We start from the raw sequence: 23,325 nt of genomic DNA, 5'->3' as shown, positions 1-23,325 counted from the left end.
TTTATGCTATACTATTACCCGTTCGACATTAAATGTATGAGATTAGGCTTATTTCATATCCGGAGGAGTGCAGGTTCATGTATGCAGGACGGAGCGGCGGCCAATATAGCGATCAAAACTGGCTGCGATCCTTTATGTTCACCTTATACGGCACCAGCGTGCTGGTTGTATCCTATTTCCCTTTATTCTATTCACATTTGGGCTTCAGCAGCCCGCAGATGGGTCTGCTCTACTCTGTCGGCCCGCTGATCTCCATTCTCTCCAATCTGTTCTGGAGCATGATGAGTGACCGTCTGGGCACTGTCCGGAAGATCATGGCCCTCCTGCTAGGAGGCCAGCTGGTAACCGCTATCATTCTCGCCAGAGCCGCAGATTTCTCGAGTGTTATGCTTATTTTGTCCGTTTTCTATTTCTTCTATTACCCTGTATTTCCGCTTGCGGACACCATGGCTATCAAAATTGCCCAGCGTCACGGCCGGAACTTCATTGCAATCCGTGTATTCGGCTCGCTCGGGTATTCGTTCTTCGCCCTAACGATCGGTTATGTGCTGAGAGCACTTGGTCCTGAATATAGCGTAGGCATTTGTATCGTGATTGTCGTGACCGCACTGCTTATTACCTTCGGACTGAAGGATGTGAAACGCAGCGAGCCAGCTCCCGCAGATGTAAGCGGGGACGCTTCAGGCAAACCGCTTAAAGGCGGCGGACTCAAAGAAATTCTATTGCAAAAAGAAGTGCTGTGGTTCTTCAGCTGTGTCTTTCTGCTCGCTATCGGTTACCGCATGAATGAAGCCTTTTTGACCATCAGCCTCAAGGGAATGAATGCCGGGGATGAGATTATCGGCTGGGCATTGCTGGCTTCTGCTCTTAGTGAGATCCCGATCTTCTTCCTGCTGAGCAAATACGGCGACAAGTTCAAGGAACTGCCGCTGCTTGCTTTCGCAAGCCTGATGTTTGCCTTGCGGTTCCTGTTCATGTCACTGGCTCAGGAGCCGGGAGCTGTAGTTGCCATTCAGGCTATGCACAGCGTCTCCTTCGGCATCTATTATGTAACCGCCGTCCGTTATATCACGCGGATTATCCCGGATCATCTCCGGGCAACGGGAATGGCACTGTTCACGGTTGTATGGTCCAGCGGTGCCGGTCTGCTTAGCGGTACCTTCGGCGGCCTGATCTATCAGGATGCCGGACGGATTGTATTCTATATGGTGGCTACCGGATTCTCAATTCTTGCTTTTATCGGCTTCCTGTCCAAGCATCTGATGGATGTGGGGGGAGGCCCCGACCGGCCGCTCCGGAGAAAAGCCAGGACTCCGCTCTGAGTATTGTATTGTAACAAACTGTAAAGATTATTTGCTTCGTATGCTGGCACTAATAAAATCAGCCATGCTGTTCCCGGGCCCGGGAACAGCATGGCTTTCTTAATTTCCGCTCTTAATTCTCGTTCATCATTCTATAGAAGAAATAAAAAAACACAGTTCCCGGGAGAACTGTGTGCTGCTTAAGTTGCTTGTTGCTACTCATGCAAATGCGTGTTGCATCAAATATATATATTGCGGCTGGCAGAAGCTCTGCCTGACCGTATCTTATAATTTAACTACGTTCGCTGCTTGTGGACCGCGGTTACCGTCAGTAACATCGAATTCAACCGCTTGGCCTTCATCCAAAGTCTTGAAACCGTCGCCTTGAATTGCTGAGAAGTGAACAAATACATCTTCGCCGCCTTCTACTTGAAGGAAACCATAACCCTTTTCTGCGTTAAACCATTTTACTGTACCTTTCAAATGAACAACCTCCTAAAAATACCGCCATATATGGCGTATGCTTACATTATACTCCATCTATACTTGTAAAGCAATCCATCTTTTCCCTGTATTCGTGATTTAATTTGCTTTTCCCTTCTCCGGTGCGTTATCATTGAGCCAAAAGCCAAAAATCGCCAGGGTGGTAATGATAATGATCAAAAAACATGAAATATACAAAACAGACAAATGGAATATGATGACAGTGGAAGTTCAGGGACGTTATATTATCCTCCGTGAAATTTCCGATCAATGGGGAGAAGAAACACATACCTTCATGAGCCGTCCGGCCATGATGCAGTGGGTCAACAACCGCTTCAACAAAGAGTCCTACAAAGACAATGAAGAAGAGTACAAGAATATCATCGCTGCCTTCAAACAGGTATAAGCGGGAATGAACAATGAGAGCCTTGTAATCTATGTAATTGTCGTTCTGTGTCTGGGTGCCGTGCTCGTTATGAGCAAGGACAAGATGCCGCCGCGTCTGAAACGCGGCATGGCCTTAACTGCAGTCATCATGATTGCACTCGCTTTTGTCTTCATTATTTACAGCATGCTCGCATAATTTCACCGCAAGTAACTTTAAGATTAATAATCAGGATTTGGCAGGACATACTAAGCCTACTTTAAGATTCAGGAGGCTGCTGTCATGTCGTTTACTTCCAAATCCCTCCCGCTGCTGCTTGTTCTCGGCCTGCTGCCGGGAAATGTGTCCGCAGCAGTGCCGCAAGCCGAGACTATGTCTGCTGCATCCCATCAACCGAGGAGGATTTCTATGGAACAATTACCTAAGAGAAGTGAAGTACCCGCCGAGAACCGCTGGAAGCTTGAAGATATGTTTGCTTCAGAGGAACAATGGGATGCCGAATACAAGGAAGTGAAGGAGCTAATCACAAGCGCCTCTGACTTCCAGGGCAAGCTTGATTCTCCTCAGGCCCTCAAGAAATGCTTCGAGCTGGACGACAAGCTGTCCCTGCTGACCGAACGCCTCTATGTCTATGCGCACATGCGCCAGGACGAAGATACGGCGGCTCCTAAGTACCAGGCACTCTCCTCAAAAGCCAAGAAGCTGGGCGTTGAAGCCGGGGAAGCTCTTTCTTTTGTCACACCGGAAATTCTGGCCCTGCCAAACGAAACCCTGGACCAGTTCATTGCCGATCCTTCTCTCTCTGACTATACCTTCACCTTAACGGAAATGAAGCGTGAGAAAGCGCATGTCCTCTCCAAAGCGGAAGAAGCATTGCTCGCTCAGGTTGGCACTCTTGCCCAGGCTCCGCAGACTGTGTTCGGCATGCTGAACAATGCGGATCTGAAATTCCCGAAGGTCAAGAATGAAGATGGCGAGGAAGTTGAGCTCACCCACGGAAGCTACATTCAGTTCCTGGAAAGCCCGGACCGTGAAGTGCGCAAGAATGCTTTCAAAGCGGTCTATGAGACCTACGGCAAGCAAAAGAACACCATCGCCGCTACGCTTAGTGCGAATGTGAACAAGAATGTATTTTACTCGCGTGTGCGCAAATACCCTTCCGTGCTGGAAATGTCCCTCTACGGTGACAATATTCCGAAGGAAGTCTACACTAATCTGATCGACACCATTCATGAGAGCCTGCCGCTGATGCACCGTTATATGAAGCTGCGCCAGAAGCTGCTTGGAGTAGATGAGTTACATATGTACGATTTGTTCGCCCCGCTCGTGGACGAATACAAGCTGAATATTACTTTTGAGGAAGCCAAGAAGATCACTAAGGAAGGCCTTAAGCCGCTCGGCGAGGACTACCTAAGCGTGCTGCAGGAAGGCTACGACAAAAGCTGGATTGACGTTTATGAGAATGAGAACAAACGCACCGGCGCATACAGCTGGGGAGCTTACGGCACCCACCCTTACGTGCTGCTGAACCATAATGACAACCTCAACAGCATGTTCACACTGGCGCATGAAATGGGCCACGCCCTGCATTCCTACTATTCAGACACGACGCTGAAATACCGGGATGCCCAGTACACCATTTTCCTGGCAGAGGTTGCTTCGACCACCAATGAAGCCCTGCTGATGGATTATCTGCTGAACAAGTCGACCGATCCGAAGGAAAAAATGTACCTGCTCACCTATTATGCCGACCAGTTCCGCACTACCGTGTTCCGGCAGACGATGTTCGCCGAATTCGAGAAGATTATTCACCAGCGTGCTGAAGAAGGCGAATCGCTTACTCCTCAGGACCTCTCTGCAATCTACTACGACCTGAATGTGAAGTATTACGGTAAGGATATGGTCGTGGATAAGGATATCGAGATGGAATGGGCGCGGATTCCGCATTTCTATAACAGCTTCTACGTCTACAAATATGCTACCGGATTCTCGGCGGCGACCAGCTTCGCCAAACAGATTCTGGAGGAAGGCAAACCGGCGGTAGACCGTTACCTGGGCTTCCTGAAGAGCGGCGGCAGTGATTATTCCATTAATATCCTGACCAAAGCCGGCGTCGATATGTCTTCACCTGAACCGATCCGCGAAGCAATGAGCGTCTTTGAAAGTGTGATTGAACAGATGGAACAGTTGACCAAGTAAGGCAGAAAGCTTAGTATTACAGTAATCCCTTGCCCTTTGCGGGCAGGGGATTTGTATTGTCAATATGGCCCGAGGAGGAAGTACTATGAAATTTCAATGGTCACTTATATTAGGTTTATTCTTTGCACTGCTGACCGCTGTTTTCGCTGTCATGAACGTGGATACGGTACCGGTTAATTTCGGCTTCGACGTTGTCAGCATCCCGCTTATTCTTGTCATTCTTGGCTGCGCGCTGATCGGCGGCGTTGTTGTAGGTTCCTACGGGATTTTCCGCCAATATAAGCTGCAGAAGCAGATTAAAAGCTTGAACGCAGAGCTGACCAAGCTCCGTGATGCAGGCAATGCCATGGATTCTCTGACTGTCCCAAATGATGTCCTCTCTTCAGAAGGATCAGCCCAGATATAACCATACACCGAATAGGAGGAACACCCATTGCTTAACATTCAGCCTAATGAAGAATATATCCTTACCCTGCTCAAAAAACTGCTCGACACCCCCAGTCCCAGCGGCTTCACCGCCCAGGTGATGACTCTTGTGGCCGAAGAAGCGGCTGCACTGAATATTCCGCTGAGCTGGAATGAGAAAGGCGGGGCGATCCTGACTGTTCCCGGACTTGATCCTTCGCGCACCATCGGGATCAGTGCCCATGTAGATACACTGGGCGCCATGGTCCGCTCCATTAAACCAAACGGCTCCCTGCGCTTAACCTCTGTCGGCGGATTCAGCATGCAGAGTATCGAGAATGAGTACTGCACGATTCATACGCGCAGCGGATTAACCTACACCGGTACAATCCTGAGCAGCCACCCTTCCGTGCATGTGTATGCCGATGCGCGCGATTTCAAACGCGTAGAAGAGAACATGGAAATCCGTATTGATGAAGTGGTCTCCACTAAAGATGATGTGCTGAAGCTGGGCATTGCTGTGGGTGATTTCATTTCTTTTGACGCCCGTGCGGTATTGACGCCAAGCGGTTATGTTAAGTCCCGGCATCTCGACGACAAAGCCAGCGTAGCGGCCATCTTCGGCCTCCTGGAGAGCATCCGGCGCGAAGGCTGGAAGCCGCTCCATAACCTGTCCCTGCTGATCTCCAATTACGAAGAAGTCGGACACGGCGCAGCCTGGATTCCGGGCGGGATTAACGAGATGATCGCTGTGGATATGGGCGCTATGGGTGACGATCTGAGCTGCAAAGAGACCGATGTCTCCATCTGTGCCAAAGACTCCTCCGGACCTTATGACTATGCCATGACCAGTAAGCTGATTGAGCTCGCTAACGGGCTGGCGATTCCTTTTGCGGTAGATATCTATCCGCAGTATGGCTCCGATGCTTCAGCGGCGCTGCGTGGCGGGAATAACATCCGGGCCGCGCTGATCGGTCCGGGCGTGCATGCCTCCCACTCCATGGAGCGCACACACAAGCAGGCCGTGCTGAATACTGCTAAGCTGCTTGCCGCTTATGTTGGGGCGCACTGAACTAGAGAAATGGCTGCGGAGTTTGCGGAGAGCTTAGGCTGTGAGGACTGAATCATGGAGACTATGAAGGCTAATGCCATGCTGCGGGGTTTACGGAGAGCTTAGGCTGTGTGGACTGAATCATAGAGACTATGAAGACTAATGCCATGCTGCGGAGTTTGCGGAGGGATGCTTGTGTCGGCGCGATTTGAGTTTGGGGGATGGCTGCAGAGTTTGCGGGGGCATCGCAGGTGGTGGATTGTGGTTACCACAGTTGTCCTACTGGTGTTGTTTGCGGTCATCCTGGCTGCGCTTAGGCTGACGGATGATGATGAGCATGAGGTCTTTGACGACCTCCCTCATAGTTACATCTATGCCGAGAGTTCAGGCGAGATTCAGCTGCATATGATGGCGGTGAAGCCGGAGGATATCGTGCTGCGGCGCGCAGGGCAGCCGCTGCGACAGATTGCCGCCTATGGGATCAATGGCGGCTTCTTCTATGGCGATGACCTGCTGTCCATCGCCATCATGAACGACGTGCCGGTGAACGGCGCACCGCAGGGCTACGGCTCCGGCTGGTTCAACGCGAAGTACGAGCGTGGCACCCTGGTGTGGGATGGAGCCGCGGGAGCGTTCAGCGTACAGGTCGTTGCCTCCGGCGGCGACCTGGCGGTGAGTGACCGCGGCAATTACTGGGCGCAGGGCGGGATCAGCATGAACCTGCAGCATGAAGAGCTGTGGGCAGCTGGGGCGGCCGCAGAGCATCTTCCCTTTGAGGGCGAGCGGCGCCTGCGCTCCGGGCTGGTCTATGACCAGTCCGGCAAGTTGTGGCTGCTCGTCACGAATTCGCTCTGCACGGCGGCGGAGTTCCGCACCGCCGTGCAGCGGGCCGTCCCCGGCGAGGGACGGGAAGGGATCTTCCTCGACGGAGACGGTTCATCGCAGATGAACGCTGACGAGGTGGTGCTGACCGGCGACTCGCGGCCGGTCGTGCAGATGATTGCCGTGGCGGGCGGGAAATAACCGGGGCCCGGGGCCATACCCGGCCACGGACCTTCCTGCTCGCCACGATGCTTATACCTATGCTATAGCGTAATAACCAAAGAGTGCTGTGCCAGTTCTTTTCATAACTGGCACAGCACTCTTTCTGTTAACTGTATAAGATAAGCTGAACTAAGGAAAGTATCTGCGGGAGACACGTCTCCCAATTTTTTACTATAGAATAATAATTTCCGGGTGAAGAGGACTGAAAATCCGCTATTTGAGCAGATCCAGCGGATTCGCTGTCCAAGCGGACTCAGTGCCCTTATATGACCGATTATGCCTCATTTCGGGCTTAAATGAATAGTATAAAACGGAATCTCAGTCCGCTTCATCCTCAGGTCTGAGTTATTAACAATTGATCCAACAGTAGAATGTAATGTATTGAAATTTAACGGGATGGCACAAGCTCAATTCGCGGCACATCCCCGTTCTTATAGACCGGGATGAGCTGCACGGGGCTTTTGCCGGAGTCAACTTCAGCTATAATCAGATTCTGTTCTGAAGTTTCCTCATGCCTGCGGGGCAGCTTGTTATCAGCTGAAATAGGGTGAGCTATAACTGGTGCAGAGGTATTCTTGTAATATTTGAGCGCCTCTACATTGTGTTCAATGTGTTCATTGGTTTCATCGGTCACATCCGGCCTTCCGAAGAAGAAAACAGCAGAAACAAACATGACACTTAAGCCTATCTCTCTCAGTCGTATGTTCATCATTCACACCTCCGCAAACAGTAAGATCGAAGCCACAATTATTCTATATTTAAGCACATATACACAAAAATATTCTACCATAAATTTACTATATAAGATGCACTTAAGATTTGAATTTGAAGCTTAGTCGTCACTGCGGTGAACCTTTGGACTTCCGGCCGCTGCCCGCCCTCAGATTTCTTGATGATTACCGCTGTTCGCGGTGGATATCCGGTGACTGATTATGCTTCTTTCGCTAGTTGTTTTTTTTGTGCGTCTTGTATAGTACATAGCTATTCCTGGGAAATCTAATGTTGTATTTCCTTCCACAGCGCAAAAAAAAGAAACCCGGCCTCTGAACTTCAGGTGCCGGGTTTCCTATTGCGCGTTTATATCACCATACCTGCTCCAGCTTATCTGCATAGAACATAATAGCCTTGCTGTAACTATGAATACCTGCATCGGCAGAGGTTTCGGACAGCAGCTTAAGCAGTAGCTCCATTGCCTCTGCATGCGCACCCAGATTATGCAGTGTCATGGCGAGGAAGGCTTTGAACTCCGCACGATGCGGAAATTCAAGCACGCCCTGCTCCAGCAGCTCCCGGGACTGTGAGTACGCCCCAAGCGTCCGGTACGTGCTTCCCAGTCCCAGCATTGCACCTGCCTTCTGCTCCTCATCCGGAAGACCATGAGCAAGACTCTGCTCATAATAGGACACGGCCTCGCGTTCCATGCCGAGCACATCATGTGTCCAGGCCAGCTGATAGTACAGCTCGGCATTGCTGTCATCCGCTGACAGCAGCTGAAGCAGCATGACTCTTGCTTCCTCCGCTTGCCCGGAGGTCCGCAGCGCAATGGCAGCTTCGAGAGTATTTGTCACCGGCAGCGACCTCCTTCTACAATTTAACTCTGACAGGGGAAATTAATAACTATATAACTGCTCTTTAGATAACACCCCTTCAAATTACCGGCCAGTTGCTGAGAGACTGGCGGAGATACGACAATCGTCAATTCCCCACACTTGATTCGTTGCCGGCTAAATTGAAACTTCTTAGAGTTAGGAAGCAGCAGTGCGGACATAAATGTTGTACGTTTTGCAACTTTGATTCATGAATAACAAGCTGTTCAGGCGGATTGTTGTACAAAATACAAGAATAATCCTGCCAAGCCGCTTGAAAAAGTTGAAATCCTGCCTTTTATACAACAATCGGTGATTTGGGCCGATAAAATGAGGGAAATGTTGTATTTGGGCAGGATTTTATATCGCAACGAAGGAGAGCAGCAGAGATAGGTTGGTCACAACCTTAACCCAGCCCGAAGCGCTTCAAACCTCACGCCTTACCCGCGATCTTCTCCGCCAGCTCATTCAGATACGTCCAGCGCTCCATCAGGCGCTCCAGCTCCGCTTCGGCCTGCCGCTGCTTATCCACCAGCTCCTGGAGCTTACCGGAGTCGGCAAAGGCCGCCTCCATCTCTGCCGAGATATCTACGAGATGCTGCTCGGCCTGTTCGATGGCCTCGTCGATGCCCTCGTATTCCTTCTGCTCCTTGAAGGTGAATTTCAGCTTCTCGCGTGACGGCGCGGCTGCTGGCGCATTACCGCTCTGCTCTACAGGTGCAGTAGTACTGCGGCCTCCAGCGCCTTCAGACTTACCGGAACCACCACTGCCGGAAGGCACATTCTTTGCCAGCCATTCTTCGTATTCACTATAGTCACCGACATGCAGCCGGATCGATCCGTCCTCGAAGGCAATCAGCTTATCTATGGTACGGTCCAGGAAGTAACGGTCATGCGATACGGTAAAGACTACGCCGGGGAATTCATCCAGATAGTCCTCCAGCACAGCCAGCGTTCCGATATCCAGATCATTCGTCGGCTCATCCAGCAGCAGTACATTCGGCGCTCCCATAAGCACGCGCAGCAGGTAGAGGCGTCTCTTCTCGCCCCCGGAGAGCTTGGAGATCGGGGTCCACTGCATCGCCGGAGGGAACAGGAACCGTTCCAGCATCTGCCCGGCGGTGATGACACTGCCATCGGCAGTCTTGATGATTTCCGCTTCTTCCTTCACATACTCAATCGCGCGCATGCTGAGATCCATATCCTGATGCTCCTGGGTGAAGTAGCCGAGCTTAACGGTTGTCCCCAGCTGAACCTCGCCGCTGTCCGGCGTAAGCTTTCCGGCGATCAGGTTGAGCAGGGTCGACTTCCCGCTGCCGTTCTTGCCGACAATACCCACCCGGTCCTGCGGCACCGCGATATAGGTCAGGTCCTTAATCAGGGTCCGGCCGTCCATGGATTTCGTGAGATCCTGGATCTCAATGATTTTGCGGCCCAGTCTGGTGGAAGCCACGGAAATATCCATCGAGGCAGATGAAGCGCCGCCTGTACTCTCCTTCAGCTTCTCGAAGCGGTCGATACGCGCTTTCTGCTTCGTGGATCGTGCTTTGGCCCCCCGGCGGATCCACGCCAGCTCGGTGCGCAGCAGATTCTTGCGCTTCTGCTCCGCCGAGGCTTCGCGCTCTTCGCGGTCAGCCTTCAGCTCCAGGAAGCGGGAGTAGTTCGCTTCATAGCGGTACAGGCTCCCTCCATCCAGCTCCAGCATTACGCTGGCTACGCGCTCCAGGAAATAACGGTCATGCGTAACCATCAGCAGGGCGCCGCGCCGTTTCTGCAAATATTGCTCCAGCCAGGCTACGGAATCCGTATCGATATGGTTGGTAGGCTCATCCAGAATCAGCAGCTCTGAAGGCGTAATCAGCGCTGCGGCAAGCGCTACACGTTTGCGTTGACCGCCGGAGAGGTTCTCCATCCGGGCATCAAATTGTGTGATCCCAAGCTTGGTCAGGACAATCTTGGCTTCGCTCTCCAGCTGCCAGGAGCCGGCGGCATCGATGGCCTGCCCGATCCGCACGAGTCTGGCTTCCAGCCCGGAATCGCCCGGATTCTGCTCCAGCAGAGACATAATCTCCATGTACTCCCGCATCGTGGCCAGCTCCGGATCATCTCCGGCAAACACCTGCTGCAGCACGGTATTGCCAGGCTCATACGGCGGATTCTGCGCCAGATACTGTACACGCACGTCATTGCCGATGGCAATCTGTCCGGCGTCCGGTGTATCCAGCCCGGCGATAATCTTCAGAAAGGTCGATTTACCCGTTCCGTTGACACCAATGACGCCAATCTTGTCCCTGTCGTCCATGCCAAAGGATGCATCAAGGAATAATGTTTTCTCCCCGTAACTCTTGGAGAGGTGTTCCACGGTCATAATATTCATCAGTTGTCCTCGCTTGCCTTATATTTATAAACCAGGTCTGGCTGTATCTCTTAGGATTATTCAGACGGAAGGTCACCGAGTGCCGAATTCAAGCTGCCCAGCGCCCCTGTGATGAAGAGGTTCGCAGCAAACTTTGCCCGCTTATACGCATCTTCTTCCGCAAAGCCGGGGTTAAACAGGATATCCATCTTCAGACGGTCCAGCATACCGATATAAGACTGCGCCATCAATTCCGGCTCGGATGCCCCGCCTTCCAGCAGCACCTTCACTACCGCCTGCATATAGGCTTCCATGAACTGCGCCATATAGTCTACCAGCTCAGGATTATTATTGGGTGCGCGGAAGAACAGCTTCGTATGCTGCTTGCGTTCATAATAATAGAACAGATGATGCTCGGCAATAACGGAGAGCTTATCCGCCAGTCTGGAGCAGGTGCCCAGCTTGCCTTCAAGCTGCTCCAGGAACCCTTCACAATCCCGGCGGGTAACCGCCATGAACAGCTCTTCTTTGCTTTTAAAATATAAATAGACCGTGCCCTTGGCAATTCCGGCCCGCTCTGCCACTTCCGACATCTTCGTTTCGTAGAAGCCGCCTGAACCGAAAAGCTCGTAAGCGGCATCCAGAATAGCTGCATGTTTGTGTACGGATGCGCTGCTCAACGGTTCACCTCCCAACCTTGTATAATAAAATTGTAGCCGGATAACGTAACTAAGGCCCGCATATCTCCTATCCCGCTCATATGTAGCTGGCCAGCAGGGCCACCACGCCGCCTATAATTGAACTTACAGCATTCACGGTATCATTGTCCATCCAGCGCCAGCCCCGGGCGTACAAGGTCGGCTTACCGCAGTGCATCGAGGCTTCCACCTCGCGGCCGCAGACTGCGCAGCGGTTCATCCGCTGCACCGTTGCCCCCAGCACCGAGTCGGCAAAGGCTCCGGCAAGTCCGCCCAGCAGTCCGGCAAGCGCCAGCGTCAGCAGAGAATGCGGCGGCATGCCGGAGGCTGCCCGCAGCAGCCAGGAGGCCGCGCCGATCAGCGCACCCCCGGCAGCAGCGGCCAGCGTGCCCGGGAGCGATACGCCGCCGGAGGTGCCCGCCTGCAGCACCTTCCCGGTCAGTACAGACCGGGGAGGCCGCTTAGCGAGCGTCCCAATCTCTGTTGCCCATGTATCGGAGGTCACGGTAGCCATGACTCCGATAAACAGAAAGCCCCAGATTTCCAGCGGATAAATCGCGTTAAGCAGCACCAGCAGCATGCCAAGTCCGCCGTTGGCGAAGACCTGGCCGGCATCCCGGCGCCCTGTCTTATCATAGGTGGCCTCAAGCTCGGCCTTATTCTCATGATGAAGCTTCGACAGCAGGCTGGAGGAGATGAAGAACAGCAGCAGAATGCCGAACCAGAAGGCATTGCCTGCCCCAAAGTAGATGGTTCCCATCACTATCGCCGCCAGCATGCCCGAGAGGCTCAGCGACTGCTTCCAGTAAGCGGCCCCGGCGACCAGCAGCGCACCGCAGGCCCCGATCAGCCATTGCAGCACTTCAAGTCCTGATAACATCGCCCTAACCGATCAGGCAGGTGCCCATTAGCGTATCGCCCCAGAACAGCTCGAACGAATCGCCGGGCACTACAGGTCCCACGCCAGCAGGAGTTCCGGTGAAGATGATATCATCCTTGCCGAGCCCGTAGCGGGAGGCAATGAATTCAACAATTTTTTGCAGCGAGAAAATCATGTTCTGCACGTTCCCGCGCTGGACCTCAATTCCGTTCTTGCGGACGGTGAAATCCGTTGCTTCCAGCTCCTCCTGCTCCGGAAATGCAATGTAGGGAGTCAGCGGAGCCGCATTCTTGAAGCCCTTGGCTGGTGTCCAGGGCAGGCCTTTTTTCTGCAGATCATTATGCACATCACGGAGCGTGAAGTCGAGGCCCAGCGCCATCACATCCACCAATTCCTCCACACTCATCCCCGGCACATAATCACGCGCAATACGCAGCACCAGCTCACCTTCATAATGGATCAGTCCCGCATCTTTGGGCAGATGGATGATCGCTTTATCAAGCGCAACAGCAGCATGTGACGGCTTCAGGAAGATCAGCGGCTCGGCCGGCACCTGATTGCCGAGTTCCTCCGCATGTAATTTATAATTGCGTCCCACACAGTACACATTATTGACCGCTCTACTCATTGATCGTTCAGCTCGCTTTCTTCTCAGATTATTAGAATGAATAGATCGTTTTAATGGATTAGTCTATATCCTAAGTCAGGCCTGCAGAAAGATATCGCCCCAAATATCCGGGCGGTTCGTACAGATCATGATATCCGAATGCATGGCGGATAAGCGCCGCATCTCCTTAGCTTTATTCACTGTCCAGGCCATGATCTTCACGCCCCGTTCAGCCAGGGATTTCGCCAGAACCGGGCTAAGCCGGTCGGAGCTGATGGATAAGAAGGAGCAGCCCAGCTCATTCAGCTTTTTGGCCGGATCGCCGGACCTGGAATCATAGATCAGACCGGTACGGAACCGCGGGTCCAGCTCCTTAATCCGCTGCAGCGCACCGGCGTCGAAGGAGGTGAGCACCACATCCTCGCGCATTCCCATGGTATTCACTAGATCGATGACCGCTTGCTCAAGGCCAGGGTACATCTCCCCGCTGGTCTTCAGCTCAATGTTAAGCCGCAGTCTGCCTGAAGCCAGGCTGAGCACTTCTTCCAGGGAGGGCACCCGTTCTCCGCGAAAAGCACGCCCTTTCCAGCTCCCCGCATCCAGACGCCGTATATGTTCATAATCCATGTTCTTCACCTTGCCGTGTCCATTGGTCGTGCGGTCCAGCGAATAATCATGGATGACCACAGGCACGCCGTCCTTCGTCAGCTGCACATCAATCTCCATCCACCGCACAAAAGGCAGGGCTATCGCCATCCGGACGGCCGCCAGCGTATTCTCGGGGGCTTTGCCGGAAAATCCGCGGTGGGCGACACACATGTTATTCATCATCATTGGCACCTCCAGCAGAAGTAGGATTTATTGGGCCGACTGCACAACGGTACCATCATTGCGGATCTTGACCAGACCGGAAGATAAGGATTCAACCTTATGCAACAAAAGCTGTCCGTCCGCCTCATTCATCGGCACCGGTTGTCCCAGCTCAGCATCCATCGGACTCAGCTTAAGGGAACATTGTCCCTCCTTGCTGCATTCCGCCTGGAATACAGCCGTCTCCCAGGTTGCCGGAAGACTGGAACGTGTGAAGATAAAGTTGCCTGTGCTGTAGGCAATCCATTTCCCTTTGTAGGGCTCAATCCCCTGCAGCACATGCGGATGTCCGCCCATCACCAGATCGGCTCCCGCATCGATAAAGCTATGCCCCAGCGTCTGCTGGGTCTTGTCATATTGCTCCATCCGCTCCTTGCCCCAATGGACAACGACTACGACAAGATCGGCTTGTTGCTTGGCAGCGGCAATGGCCTTGAGTGCTTCTGCGCTGTCATAGACAGAGGCGAGGCCCGGCTTGCCTGCTTCGGCCTTCCATTCGATCACCGGCATCACCCGTGTGAACCCGAGCAAGGCTATTTTGATACCCTGCCGCTCAAAATACTGCGCAGAGTAAGCTTCCTTGCTGTTCTTTCCTGCTCCGACATAGGGAATGCCCCGCTTGCTCAGATGCTTCAGGGTATCCAGCAAGCCCTCTTCCCCCTGATCCAGGGTGTGGTTATTAGCCAGATTGACCGCATCTACGCCAGCTGATTTCAGTGCATCCAGCGCTTCGGGGGCACCCTTGAATACAAATTGCTTGTTCGCGGCACCTACACCGCCAGTAGTGATCGGCGTCTCCAGGTTGACCACGGTCAGATCATCCTTTTTGAACATCCCGTCAAGTGCACTGTAAGAATAATCGTACCCCTTCTTCTGCAGCAGCTCCGCTACCTTTCCGGCAAAGATAACATCTCCGGCAAAATTCAGCTTCACCGTACCGCCGGAAGAGTTCTCAGGCAAGCCTGATATCAGGCCGCCAGGATTGCCCGTTGTCGCTTGAGGTTCAGCCGTTGCTGCCGCTTCCTTAACCGTTGAAACAGGCGTAATCACGGCTTCCGCAGTCTCCGTAGGCAGCGCAGTGGCCTCCGGTGTTGCTTCTGGTGTTGGCTCCGGACTGGCTGTAGCCTCTGCTGTAGGTGCCACCTCCACAGGAGCTGCCGCTGTTGCAGAAGCTTCAGGCGAAGGTGACGGCTCAGTCACTGCTACCGGAGGAGCTGAACTCTCCTTCTCTTTGTTATCCATGAAAGAATAGGCCAGCAGGCCGGTAATCATCAGAAGCAACACTACATTAAACCATGCCCAGACCGTTCTGCGCCTCTTTTTGCTGCTATGTTTCTTGCTCTGTCTACTGCGTGACCTCGGCGGATACATGAGTACTGGTAATCTCCTTTACCCTTAAAGTGTTTCTATTATAGCATATCTCTTCCGTGTCGCTCCAAAGTAACCCATAGTCTTCCCGCCCCGCGGAGCGTGGCCTTGGCTTCAATGATTATTCCGGCACTTTATAAATTCCCCAATAAAAAAAGGGTGAAGCGCCACTGCTCCGCTCCACCGCTTCCGTTATACCGTTACAGCCGCCGGTTGTTCCGGCAGCTTCTCTAAATGGGCTGCAGCAGTCTCAGCCGTAAGCTTCGCCTGCTTAATGCAGTCCGGCATGCCGATGCCGTCATAGCCGGCGCCAAAAGCATACACACCCGGCAGCTTCTCCTCCAGCTCACTTCGCAGGCCGGCGATCCGGCCTGGATGGCCTACCGGATATTGCGGCATGGAATGCCTGAGCCGGGTAATCTCGGTGAACAGGGGAGCTGCAGTGATCCCCATAATTTCCTTCAGGTCTTTGCGCACCAGTTCAGCCAGCGCCTCATCCGGCAGGTCTACATTCTGTTCATCCCCCGACCGTCCGACGTAACAGCGCAGCAGTACCTTATCATCCGGGCTGGTATGCAGCCATTTCGTAGAAGTCCAGGTACAGGCCGTGATGTTCCGCCCCTCTTTGCGGGGGACCAGGAATCCGGATCCGTCATATTCGGTAACGATACCCTTTTTGGTAAACGCCATGACCACATTAGCCACTGACACATAATTGACAGCATCCAGCGCGGATACATCCACATGCGGACGCAGCAGCTCTGCGGCAGCGAAATTCTGCACGGTTATATAGATATCATCAGCTTGCAGCAGTTCACCGTTGTCCAGCTCCACCTCATAGCGCGGTGCAGCAGAGGCCTCTGCGGATACCCCCGCCCCGCTCCGTACTTTGATGGACACCGCTCCCGTTCCGGTCCGCTGCTGGGCATCCTGCAGATCATGGATCAGGGCATGCACCAGGCTCTGCAGCCCCTGACGGAAAGTCAGGAACGCGCTTTTCTTGGTTCCGGTATGGGTCTCCGCCGGCTTCCTGCCGGTCGTCATCCCGCGGATCAGACTGCCGTACTGGCGTTCGACCTCGCCGAACTGCGGAAAAGTAGCCTGGAGGCTGATCTTGCGCATATCACCGGCATAAATACCGGCGAGCAGGGGCTCTGTCATATTCTCCAGCACCTCTGTACCCAGACGCCGCTCGATCAGGTCACCGAGCGATTCATCCTCGGAGCTGCGGCGAGGCGGAAGTACGAAATCCATCATCGCCCGCATTTTACCGCCGAAGGAGACGAGGCCGCTCTTCAGAAACGGCTTCAGCTCCGTAGGAATCCCCAGAACAAGCCCTGCGGGCATCGGGTGGAGCTTGCCTCGCTGCAATATGTAAGTCTTCTTGGCATTCGGATTCGTGGTCACCAGCTCGTGATCCAGCTCCAGCTCTCTGGCCAGATCAACCATGGCTGTTTTGCGGGCCAGGAAGGAGTCCGGGCCTTTCTCAATGACAAAACCGTCACGGTGCAGGGTCTCGATTTTGCCGCCAAGGCATTTATCCTTCTCGATCAATATAATTTCCGGCTGAATCCCGGCTTCCCGGTAAAACTTGCGGACGTAGTAAGCGGCACTGAGGCCGCTGAGGCCTCCGCCGATAATTACTACCTTGCGCGGTGAACCGCTCATGATTGCTTCACCTGTAACTGCCCGGCCTTCGTACGCACCACATCGCTAAGCACAGACATATACGCCGGATCGCTGTTCAACGAATCAATCCGCAGCAGACGCATATCCAGCTCTGAAGCCAAGGCCTGCGCCTCAATATCCAGATCGTACAGCACCTCTAAGTGGTCAGATACGAAGCCAATGGGAGCAGACAGCACATATTTCACCTGAGCTTCGGCCAGCTCACGCAGCGTATCCAGAATATCCGGACCCAGCCACGGCTCTGCAGTTCTGCCCGCGCTCTGCCAGGTGAACTGCCAGGACTCCACACCTGCCTGATCGGCAATGGCTTTGGAAGTTTCCAGCAGCTGGTCACGGTACGGATCGCCCATAGCCAGAATGCGTTCCGGCAGGCTGTGTGCGCTGAACAGTACACGTACTTCATCCCTCGCCGCTCCGGTTTCCTCGAATTCATCCAGCTTCGCAGTCACCCGGCGGCTAAGCACATCGATCAGCTCCGGATGCATATGGTAACTCTCGACAAATTCCATATTAATTCCGCAGGCATCCGCTTTTTCCTTGGCCCGCTTGATATAGGTTCCAACGCTCATCACCGAGTAATGAGGGGCCAGCACAATGCCTATCGCCTGGGTAATCCCATCCCGGACCATCGCCTCCACACCATCTTCAATGAAAGGTCTGGCATGCTTCAGCCCCTGGTAGCAGACATACTGAATCTGCCCGCTGTTCAGCTTGGCCTGCAGGGCCTCCACCTGGCGGTCTGTATTCTCCCTGAGCGGGAACACGCCTCCTACGATCGCTTCATAGCGGTCCTTCAGCTCTTTCAGCTGTTCAGCGGAAGGTGCATTGCCTCTGCGGATATGCGTGTAATACGCCTCCACATCCTCCAGACTTTCAGGCGTGCCATACGACATCACGAGTACTCCAATTTTGGTGGTCACGGTTTCCATCCCCTTTTACGAATAATGTCCTGCGCCTGCTCATTTCACAATTCCATTATGCTCATAAAAAACAAAGAGAGCAGCAATTGCTGCTATCTCATGTACCTTGCTTTAATTACGCGAGCGGTCCTGCTGCCTGTTTCAATGCCGCTGCCGAATACTCATGTACATAATCCGTTAATTCCTTAAGTGTGTCCAATGAAGCTTCAGGAAATAATCCATGGCCCAGATTAAAAATATAACCCGGCTGTCTGATGCCTTCATCGATCAGTTCTTTCGTCCGTTCTTTCAATACGTCCATTGGTGCGGTCAGCAGATAAGGATCCAGATTGCCTTGAATCGCGAATCCTCCGCCCGTTCTGCGTCTGCCTTCGGTCAGGCTTACACGCCAGTCCAGTCCGATCACATCGGCCTGCAGCCTGGCCAGGCTGGGGAGCAGCTCCCCTGAGCTGACACCGGGGAAATAAATCTTCGGAACGTCCAGATCAGACAACTCGGCAAAAATCCGGGTGATTGTCGGCAGCACATATGCTTCGAAATCACGCGGGGCCAGCGCGCCAACCCAGCTGTCGAACAGCTGGAACGCCTTGCCGCCGCTTGCGACATGGGCGCGAAGATATGCGATAACCATATCGCCCAGCTTCTCCATCAGCTTCTCCCACACGCGGGGCTGGCTGAACATCATTTCCTTGGTGCGGTGATAGCTCTTGGAGGGCCTGCCTTCAATCAGATAGCTGGCGATGGTGAAAGGTGCTCCTGCAAAAGTGATCAGCGGCACGTCCAGCTCTTTGTCCAGGAGGGCAATCGTCTCCAGAATGTGGCCCAGATCCCCTTCCACATCAATCGGCTTCAGCCGGTCGACATCCGCCGCCGAGCGGATCGGATTCTCAATGACCGGGCCGATATTCTTCACGATGTCGAAGTCCACGCCAAGGGAAGCTACAGGATTCATAATGTCGGAATACAGGATGGCCGCGTCCACACCCAGCTTGCGCACAGGCATCAAGGTTACTTCAGCTGCAAGCTCCGGCTGTCTGCAGATCTCCAGCAGCGAGTATTTCTCCTTGATTTTACGGTACTCGGGATCATAACGGCCGGCCTGCCGCATGTACCATACGGGAACGTGCTCCGTGCTCTGCTGTCTGCAGGCGCGGATAAAAGTGTCGTTGTAGGTCATGATAAGATCTCCATTAGATTTGATAGTATATTTAGAAAACACATATCATTATTATGCCCCTTTTGCCAGCGGGTAACAACCGCTTCACCCTTAAGGGAATGACAATCCCATGACATTACTATGACAAGTGTTGCACTGCACGGCTAAAAAACTATGATATACTGATATAATGTCAATTTTTCGTGAACTATTTATCTTTGAATCCCCTGAAAGGAAGTGAAAGCACTTTGAAGAATTGGGAGACCTGGAAAGTCAACCTCATGGTGCTTTGGTTTGGCCAGTTTCTGGTGAATGCCGGCATGACTATGATTACCCCTTTTCTGTCCCTTTATCTCGCCAAAGACCTGGGTGTGACCGGAGATCACGCGATCGGGATGTGGGCCGGACTTATTTTTGCCGCAAACTTCTTGACCTCGTTTATCTTTCAGCCCCTGTGGGGCAAGCTTGCCGACAAATACGGCCGCAAAATCATGCTGCTGCGCTCCAGCTTCGGTATGGCAATTGTTATCGTGCTGATGGGCTTCGCGCAGTCCCCGATGCAGCTGCTGCTGCTCCGCCTGCTGAACGGAACCATCTCCGGCTTCAACCCCGCCTCCATCGCGCTGGTCTCGGGAACCACCCCGAAGCCGCGTATGGGCTTCGCGATGGGACTGATGCAGTCCGGCGCTGTAGCCGGTACGATTCTCGGTCCCCTGATCGGCGGCTTGCTGGCGGACTGGATCGGGTTCCGCCCGATCTTTTATGTCGTGGGTGCGCTCTTGTTCGTCGCTTCCCTGCTGGCCTTATTCCTGGTCAAGGAGAAATTCGACCGGGTGGAAGCTGCGCAGGTGCCGCAGGTATCTGTGCTCGAAGGCTTCAAGGAGCTGGCTAAGGTTCCGCAGCTGCCGGCACTGTTCGGCGTGACGTTCCTGCTGCAGTTCGCCATGATCAGCCCGATGTCGCTGCTGCCGCTCTACGTGGAGAAGCTGCACGGCTCCGCTGTGAATATTGCCTTCTGGGCAGGCATGGTCAGTGCCGTCACCGGTATTTCGAACATGCTGGCTTCTCCGCTGCTCGGCAAGCTCAGCGACAAGGTAGGCGCCCACCGGATACTGACCTATGCGCTGATTGGCGCGGCGCTGTTCCTCATCCCGCAGGCCTTCGTGACCAGCGTGTGGCAGCTGATCCTCGTCCGCTTCCTGATGGGCGTCTTCATGGGCGGCCTGCTGCCGAGCGTCAACGCCCTCATCCGTTCCTATACGCCCGACGGCAAGGAGAGCCGGGCCTTCGGCTTCAACAGCAGCACACTGGCACTCGGCAATATGCTGGGCGCAGTCATCGGCGGCTTCCTGTCCGGATATATCGGGATCGAAGGGCTGTTCATCATCTCCGGCGCGTTCCTGCTGATTAATACGGTCTGGGTAAGGCTCAAGTTATATAAGAAGACAGAACCCAGGTTGTTCCGTTAACAGACTTTGGTATGCGTGGAGCGTATGGGCTCCGCCTGCAGAGGACAGGCTATTTAACCATCGCCAAGGCTAGTCCGTCGTAGGCCGGCAGCAGTGTGCTGGTCAGGCGGGGATCGCCGGCAATCATCTCATTGAAGCGGCGCATCGCCTGAACGGCAGGTCCGTTCTTCTCCGTATTCAGCGTGCGGCCTCGCAGGAAGATATTGTCCCCGGCAATGATTGCACCCGGCGATGCCAGCCGGATCGCATATTCCAGATAATTCGGATAATTCTCCTTGTCGGCGTCGATGAAGAAGAAATCATACTTTTGGCCCTGCGCTTCGAGCTGCTTCAGGCTGTCCAGTGCGGGGCCGATTTTGTATTCTACCGCGTCCCCGAAGCCCGCCTGCTCCAGATGGCCGTGTGCAAGCTTGCCATAGTCAGCGTTAAGCTCCAGGGAAGTCAGGCTGCCGCTCTGCGATAAACCACGGCATAGGCAGATTCCGCTGTAGCCGCCCAGTGCACCGATCTCAAGTATCCGGGTGGCGCGGGAAAGGGTAACCAGCATTGTCAGCAGTCTGCCGTAGCCTGGAGCGATGGACACCTCCGGCATTCCGTTTGCTGCGATGGCCTGTTTGACTTTTAATAGTAATTCATCCTCTATATATAGCTGTTCACTGTATTCTTCCTGATTCTGCATATGTATTCTCCTTCAAATTTCATTTTGTGTAGCGTGAACGGGCATTGTGTAGATCTCTTCATTACCCTATACTGATATCTGAACGTTCTAATGGTTCACATTCACATGGAGAGCAAGCTTCTCTTATTGTACTGGCTTTGCGTATTTATCCACAAGTTAAACGGAGTTGAGAGCATTTGGGCAAATTACAATTGATCGCCACCGCCCCCATGGGGCTGGAGGCTGTAGTAGCGCGTGAATTAAACGAACTGGGTTATGAGACCACGGTCGAGAACGGACGGGTATTATTCAGCGGAGATTACATCGACATCTGCCGCTGCAATTTATGGCTGCGCACCTCTGACCGTGTATTGGTCAAAATGGGCCAGTTCCCGGCCAAAACCTTCGATGAGCTGTTCGAAGGCGTCAAAGCCATCAACTGGGAGGACTGGATTCCCGAGAACGGCGAATTCCCGGTAGAAGGCCGCTCCCACAAATCACAGCTGACAAGTGTTCCTGCCTGCCAGGGGATCGTCAAGAAGGCGATTGTCGAGAAGCTGAAGCTGTCCTACCATACCGAGTGGTTCCCTGAGAACGGGCCGCGTTATGTGGTTGAAGTTATTCTGCTGAATGACATCGCGCTGATCACCCTGGACACCACCGGACCGGCGCTGCATAAACGCGGCTACCGCCGCCAGGCCACCGAAGCGCCGCTGAAGGAGACCATGGCTGCAGCCCTGATCCAGCTCAGCCGCTGGAACGGCCACCGGCCGCTGTACGATCCATGCTGCGGTTCCGGTACGATTCTGATCGAGGCCGCGATGATCGCCTGGAATATCGCACCGGGTCTGCGCCGCTCCTTCCCGTCCGAGCACTGGCCGGAGATCCCGCAGCGCCTGTGGGAGGAAGCCCGCGAGGAAGCCTTCGACGCTGTGCGCGACGACTATCCGCTGCAGCTGACCGGCACCGACATTGATCCGGCAGCGATTGAGATTGCCGAAGCCGCCGCCAAGAGCGCCGGACTCTCCGGTGAGATCACCTTCAAGCATATCGCTGCCGCCAAGGCCCGCCCGGAAGGCGAGTATGGCTGTATTATCACGAACCCTCCATACGGGGAGCGGATAAGTAACGATAAGGAAGTGGAGAAGCTGACCCGCCAATTCGGCGAGATGATGCTCTATCTGCCAACCTGGTCCTTCTTCGCCATCAGCCCGTATAAGGAATTCGAGCAATACTACGGACGTAAAGCGGACAAGCGCCGCAAGCTCTACAACGGCCGGATTGAATGCCAATACTATCAATACCTCGGTCCGCTGCCTCCGCGTAATTAGCAGTGGCGGTACGGATTTGATTATCAGAGGTGGCACTTAAACAAACTAATAACAAGCCTTAAGCTCCATGCAGCCGGTCTGTGCTGCGGACTTAAGGCTTGTTTCGGTTTTCACTGCTGCTGCGCGCTACGCCAATAGTGCTGCAATATGCAGGCTTGCCATAGGAATAACTCAGCATGGACTGCAAGCCTAGGAGCTGGCTCGGAATGTTGTACAGAATGCAAGATTATCATTGGAACGGCACCACTCGGACCCCGATTGTTGTACAAAATGCAGCATTTCAGCCTAACTGAGCTCTCACTAATTCAGATTGTTGTATTTCGTGCAAGATTTCCGAGTTTCGGACGTCTGCCCATTGCGATTGTTGTATTTTGTGCAAGATTTTTATCTATCGGCCACCTTTTACAGTACCTTCCCCCCACACACGACATAATCCCGCAAAGTTGCGCTTTAGCTCCACATGATTACTCAGATACTAGGTACTGTGCAGGGAACTAAAATAGACAAACGCTCATATCTCAAACAAAACAACCCCCGCAAACTTATGCGGAGGCTGTATTTTTTCTATCACACTATCAAAACAATTCTACCAGACCTGATCTATTTCTTCACTGCCGGCTGTTTGACGAAAGCTTCCGCTTTGGCCAGCACCTCATCTTCTGTCGGAGCACTGATGTAACGGCCGTTGATATAGACAAACGGGCGTTTGCCGCAAGGTCCGCAGTAGGAGATACAGCCTGTTTTGATCTCGGCGTCAGGCGCCATCTTCAGCAGCTTGGGCACGATGCTTTTCATTTTGATATGATTGCACTCGTCACATAATCTTATATCGTTAGCCATGAAGCAACCCTTCTTTATGTCCGTAAAAT

At 53.4% G+C, this 23,325-nt stretch carries 23 protein-coding genes; 9 read left to right on the top strand and 14 right to left on the bottom strand.

Features of this window, described 5'->3' with window-relative positions:
• Positions 1 to 77 precede the first annotated feature (77 nt).
• The gene (locus tag P40081_RS12205; RefSeq protein ID WP_042135717.1) at positions 78 to 1,322 is read left to right on the top strand and encodes an MFS transporter; all 1,245 of its coding nucleotides are present in this window, start codon (positions 78 to 80) and stop codon (positions 1,320 to 1,322) included.
• Between the two features lie 264 nt (positions 1,323 to 1,586).
• Here the strand turns inward: P40081_RS12205 and P40081_RS12200 are convergent, their stop codons facing one another.
• Positions 1,587 to 1,784, bottom strand: a complete 198-nt coding sequence (locus tag P40081_RS12200) for a cold shock domain-containing protein (RefSeq protein ID WP_036725228.1) — start codon at positions 1,782 to 1,784, stop codon at positions 1,587 to 1,589.
• A gap of 172 nt (positions 1,785 to 1,956) precedes the next feature.
• Between P40081_RS12200 and P40081_RS12195 the strand changes: the two genes are divergently transcribed.
• The 6 genes from P40081_RS12195 (at position 1,957) to P40081_RS12170 (ending at position 6,847) form a co-directional block, all read left to right on the top strand.
• The gene (locus tag P40081_RS12195; protein WP_036702226.1) at positions 1,957 to 2,190 is read left to right on the top strand and encodes a hypothetical protein; all 234 of its coding nucleotides are present in this window, start codon (positions 1,957 to 1,959) and stop codon (positions 2,188 to 2,190) included.
• 6 nt (positions 2,191 to 2,196) lie between these two features.
• A complete protein-coding gene (locus P40081_RS38965) occupies positions 2,197 to 2,367 on the top strand; it encodes a hypothetical protein (RefSeq protein WP_042135714.1) in 171 nt (56 codons plus the stop codon).
• 210 nt (positions 2,368 to 2,577) lie between these two features.
• A complete protein-coding gene (gene pepF / locus P40081_RS12185; RefSeq protein WP_042141004.1) occupies positions 2,578 to 4,368 on the top strand; it encodes an oligoendopeptidase F in 1,791 nt (596 codons plus the stop codon).
• 85 nt (positions 4,369 to 4,453) lie between these two features.
• Positions 4,454 to 4,774, top strand: coding sequence for a LapA family protein (locus tag P40081_RS12180; protein WP_042135712.1), 321 nt, complete (start codon positions 4,454 to 4,456; stop codon positions 4,772 to 4,774).
• 27 nt (positions 4,775 to 4,801) lie between these two features.
• Entirely contained in the window at positions 4,802 to 5,845 is a 1,044-nt protein-coding gene (locus P40081_RS12175; RefSeq protein WP_042135710.1) for a M42 family metallopeptidase, read from the top strand.
• Positions 5,846 to 6,085: 240 nt separating this feature from the next.
• Positions 6,086 to 6,847 carry a hypothetical protein gene (locus P40081_RS12170; RefSeq protein WP_231575336.1) on the top strand — a complete coding sequence of 254 codons (762 nt, stop codon included), beginning with the start codon at positions 6,086 to 6,088 and terminating at the stop codon, positions 6,845 to 6,847.
• A 409-nt stretch (positions 6,848 to 7,256) separates the two neighbouring features.
• Here the strand turns inward: P40081_RS12170 and P40081_RS12165 are convergent, their stop codons facing one another.
• The 11 genes from P40081_RS12165 to hemE all read right to left on the bottom strand — a co-directional run bounded on the left by P40081_RS12165 (position 7,257) and on the right by hemE (position 19,019).
• Positions 7,257 to 7,580 carry a hypothetical protein gene (locus P40081_RS12165; RefSeq protein WP_144026086.1) on the bottom strand — a complete coding sequence of 108 codons (324 nt, stop codon included), beginning with the start codon at positions 7,578 to 7,580 and terminating at the stop codon, positions 7,257 to 7,259.
• 370 nt (positions 7,581 to 7,950) lie between these two features.
• On the bottom strand, positions 7,951 to 8,436 hold the full coding sequence (locus tag P40081_RS12160; RefSeq protein WP_042135704.1) for a tetratricopeptide repeat protein: 486 nt from the start codon (positions 8,434 to 8,436) through the stop codon (positions 7,951 to 7,953).
• A 451-nt stretch (positions 8,437 to 8,887) separates the two neighbouring features.
• On the bottom strand, positions 8,888 to 10,831 hold the full coding sequence (locus P40081_RS12155) for an ABC-F family ATP-binding cassette domain-containing protein (RefSeq protein ID WP_042135702.1): 1,944 nt from the start codon (positions 10,829 to 10,831) through the stop codon (positions 8,888 to 8,890).
• A gap of 56 nt (positions 10,832 to 10,887) precedes the next feature.
• Positions 10,888 to 11,490 (bottom strand): TetR/AcrR family transcriptional regulator, encoded by a 603-nt coding sequence (locus P40081_RS12150; RefSeq protein WP_042135700.1) that lies wholly within the window; start codon positions 11,488 to 11,490, stop codon positions 10,888 to 10,890.
• Positions 11,491 to 11,566: 76 nt separating this feature from the next.
• Complete coding sequence (locus P40081_RS12145; protein WP_042141003.1) at positions 11,567 to 12,367, bottom strand: DUF92 domain-containing protein; 801 nt, start codon at positions 12,365 to 12,367, stop codon at positions 11,567 to 11,569.
• Between the two features lie 25 nt (positions 12,368 to 12,392).
• Complete coding sequence (locus P40081_RS12140) at positions 12,393 to 13,016, bottom strand: fumarylacetoacetate hydrolase family protein (RefSeq protein WP_039310261.1); 624 nt, start codon at positions 13,014 to 13,016, stop codon at positions 12,393 to 12,395.
• A 75-nt stretch (positions 13,017 to 13,091) separates the two neighbouring features.
• The gene (locus P40081_RS12135) at positions 13,092 to 13,823 is read right to left on the bottom strand and encodes a glycerophosphodiester phosphodiesterase (protein WP_042141002.1); all 732 of its coding nucleotides are present in this window, start codon (positions 13,821 to 13,823) and stop codon (positions 13,092 to 13,094) included.
• Between the two features lie 30 nt (positions 13,824 to 13,853).
• Complete coding sequence (locus tag P40081_RS12130) at positions 13,854 to 15,236, bottom strand: CapA family protein (RefSeq protein WP_042135698.1); 1,383 nt, start codon at positions 15,234 to 15,236, stop codon at positions 13,854 to 13,856.
• Between the two features lie 189 nt (positions 15,237 to 15,425).
• Positions 15,426 to 16,901 carry a protoporphyrinogen oxidase gene (hemG, locus tag P40081_RS12125; protein ID WP_042135696.1) on the bottom strand — a complete coding sequence of 492 codons (1,476 nt, stop codon included), beginning with the start codon at positions 16,899 to 16,901 and terminating at the stop codon, positions 15,426 to 15,428.
• A complete protein-coding gene (gene hemH / locus P40081_RS12120; RefSeq protein ID WP_042135693.1) occupies positions 16,898 to 17,851 on the bottom strand; it encodes a ferrochelatase in 954 nt (317 codons plus the stop codon). Before hemH ends, hemG begins: the two co-directional genes overlap by 4 nt.
• A 106-nt stretch (positions 17,852 to 17,957) precedes the next feature.
• Entirely contained in the window at positions 17,958 to 19,019 is a 1,062-nt protein-coding gene (gene hemE / locus P40081_RS12115) for a uroporphyrinogen decarboxylase (RefSeq protein WP_042135692.1), read from the bottom strand.
• Positions 19,020 to 19,246: 227 nt separating this feature from the next.
• Between hemE and P40081_RS12110 the strand changes: the two genes are divergently transcribed.
• Positions 19,247 to 20,467, top strand: a complete 1,221-nt coding sequence (locus tag P40081_RS12110; RefSeq protein WP_042135690.1) for an MFS transporter — start codon at positions 19,247 to 19,249, stop codon at positions 20,465 to 20,467.
• Between the two features lie 49 nt (positions 20,468 to 20,516).
• On the opposite strand, the gene P40081_RS12105 is transcribed toward P40081_RS12110, so the two are convergent.
• The gene (locus P40081_RS12105) at positions 20,517 to 21,146 is read right to left on the bottom strand and encodes an O-methyltransferase (RefSeq protein WP_042135688.1); all 630 of its coding nucleotides are present in this window, start codon (positions 21,144 to 21,146) and stop codon (positions 20,517 to 20,519) included.
• A 176-nt stretch (positions 21,147 to 21,322) separates the two neighbouring features.
• On the opposite strand from P40081_RS12105, the gene P40081_RS12100 reads away from it, so the two are divergent.
• Positions 21,323 to 22,456, top strand: coding sequence for a THUMP domain-containing class I SAM-dependent RNA methyltransferase (locus tag P40081_RS12100; RefSeq protein ID WP_042135686.1), 1,134 nt, complete (start codon positions 21,323 to 21,325; stop codon positions 22,454 to 22,456).
• Between the two features lie 600 nt (positions 22,457 to 23,056).
• On the opposite strand, the gene P40081_RS12095 is transcribed toward P40081_RS12100, so the two are convergent.
• The gene (locus tag P40081_RS12095) at positions 23,057 to 23,296 is read right to left on the bottom strand and encodes a DUF1450 domain-containing protein (protein WP_039308771.1); all 240 of its coding nucleotides are present in this window, start codon (positions 23,294 to 23,296) and stop codon (positions 23,057 to 23,059) included.
• Positions 23,297 to 23,325 lie beyond the last annotated feature (29 nt).

The sequence above is a fragment of the Paenibacillus sp. FSL P4-0081 genome, from assembly GCF_000758565.1.
Classification (GTDB): Bacteria; Bacillota; Bacilli; order Paenibacillales; family Paenibacillaceae; genus Paenibacillus_AQ; species Paenibacillus_AQ phytohabitans.
This window is presented reverse-complemented; position numbering and strand designations above follow the sequence as displayed.

What these genes read in the sequence shown, in the direction of transcription:
- P40081_RS12205 (WP_042135717.1), top strand. Translation starts at nt 78, where the DNA reads ATGTATGCAGGACGGAGCGGCGGCCAATATAGCGATCAAAACTGGCTG.
- P40081_RS12195 (WP_036702226.1), top strand. Translation starts at nt 1,957, where the DNA reads ATGATCAAAAAACATGAAATATACAAAACAGACAAATGGAATATGATG.
- P40081_RS38965 (WP_042135714.1), top strand. Translation starts at nt 2,197, where the DNA reads ATGAACAATGAGAGCCTTGTAATCTATGTAATTGTCGTTCTGTGTCTG.
- pepF (WP_042141004.1), top strand. Translation starts at nt 2,578, where the DNA reads ATGGAACAATTACCTAAGAGAAGTGAAGTACCCGCCGAGAACCGCTGG.
- P40081_RS12180 (WP_042135712.1), top strand. Translation starts at nt 4,454, where the DNA reads ATGAAATTTCAATGGTCACTTATATTAGGTTTATTCTTTGCACTGCTG.
- P40081_RS12165 (WP_144026086.1), bottom strand. Translation starts at nt 7,580, where the DNA reads ATGATGAACATACGACTGAGAGAGATAGGCTTAAGTGTCATGTTTGTT.
- P40081_RS12155 (WP_042135702.1), bottom strand. Translation starts at nt 10,831, where the DNA reads ATGAATATTATGACCGTGGAACACCTCTCCAAGAGTTACGGGGAGAAA.
- P40081_RS12140 (WP_039310261.1), bottom strand. Translation starts at nt 13,016, where the DNA reads ATGAGTAGAGCGGTCAATAATGTGTACTGTGTGGGACGCAATTATAAA.
- P40081_RS12135 (WP_042141002.1), bottom strand. Translation starts at nt 13,823, where the DNA reads ATGAATAACATGTGTGTCGCCCACCGCGGATTTTCCGGCAAAGCCCCC.
- P40081_RS12130 (WP_042135698.1), bottom strand. Translation starts at nt 15,236, where the DNA reads ATGTATCCGCCGAGGTCACGCAGTAGACAGAGCAAGAAACATAGCAGC.
- hemG (WP_042135696.1), bottom strand. Translation starts at nt 16,901, where the DNA reads ATGAGCGGTTCACCGCGCAAGGTAGTAATTATCGGCGGAGGCCTCAGC.
- hemH (WP_042135693.1), bottom strand. Translation starts at nt 17,851, where the DNA reads ATGGAAACCGTGACCACCAAAATTGGAGTACTCGTGATGTCGTATGGC.
- hemE (WP_042135692.1), bottom strand. Translation starts at nt 19,019, where the DNA reads ATGACCTACAACGACACTTTTATCCGCGCCTGCAGACAGCAGAGCACG.
- P40081_RS12105 (WP_042135688.1), bottom strand. Translation starts at nt 21,146, where the DNA reads ATGCAGAATCAGGAAGAATACAGTGAACAGCTATATATAGAGGATGAA.
- P40081_RS12095 (WP_039308771.1), bottom strand. Translation starts at nt 23,296, where the DNA reads ATGGCTAACGATATAAGATTATGTGACGAGTGCAATCATATCAAAATG.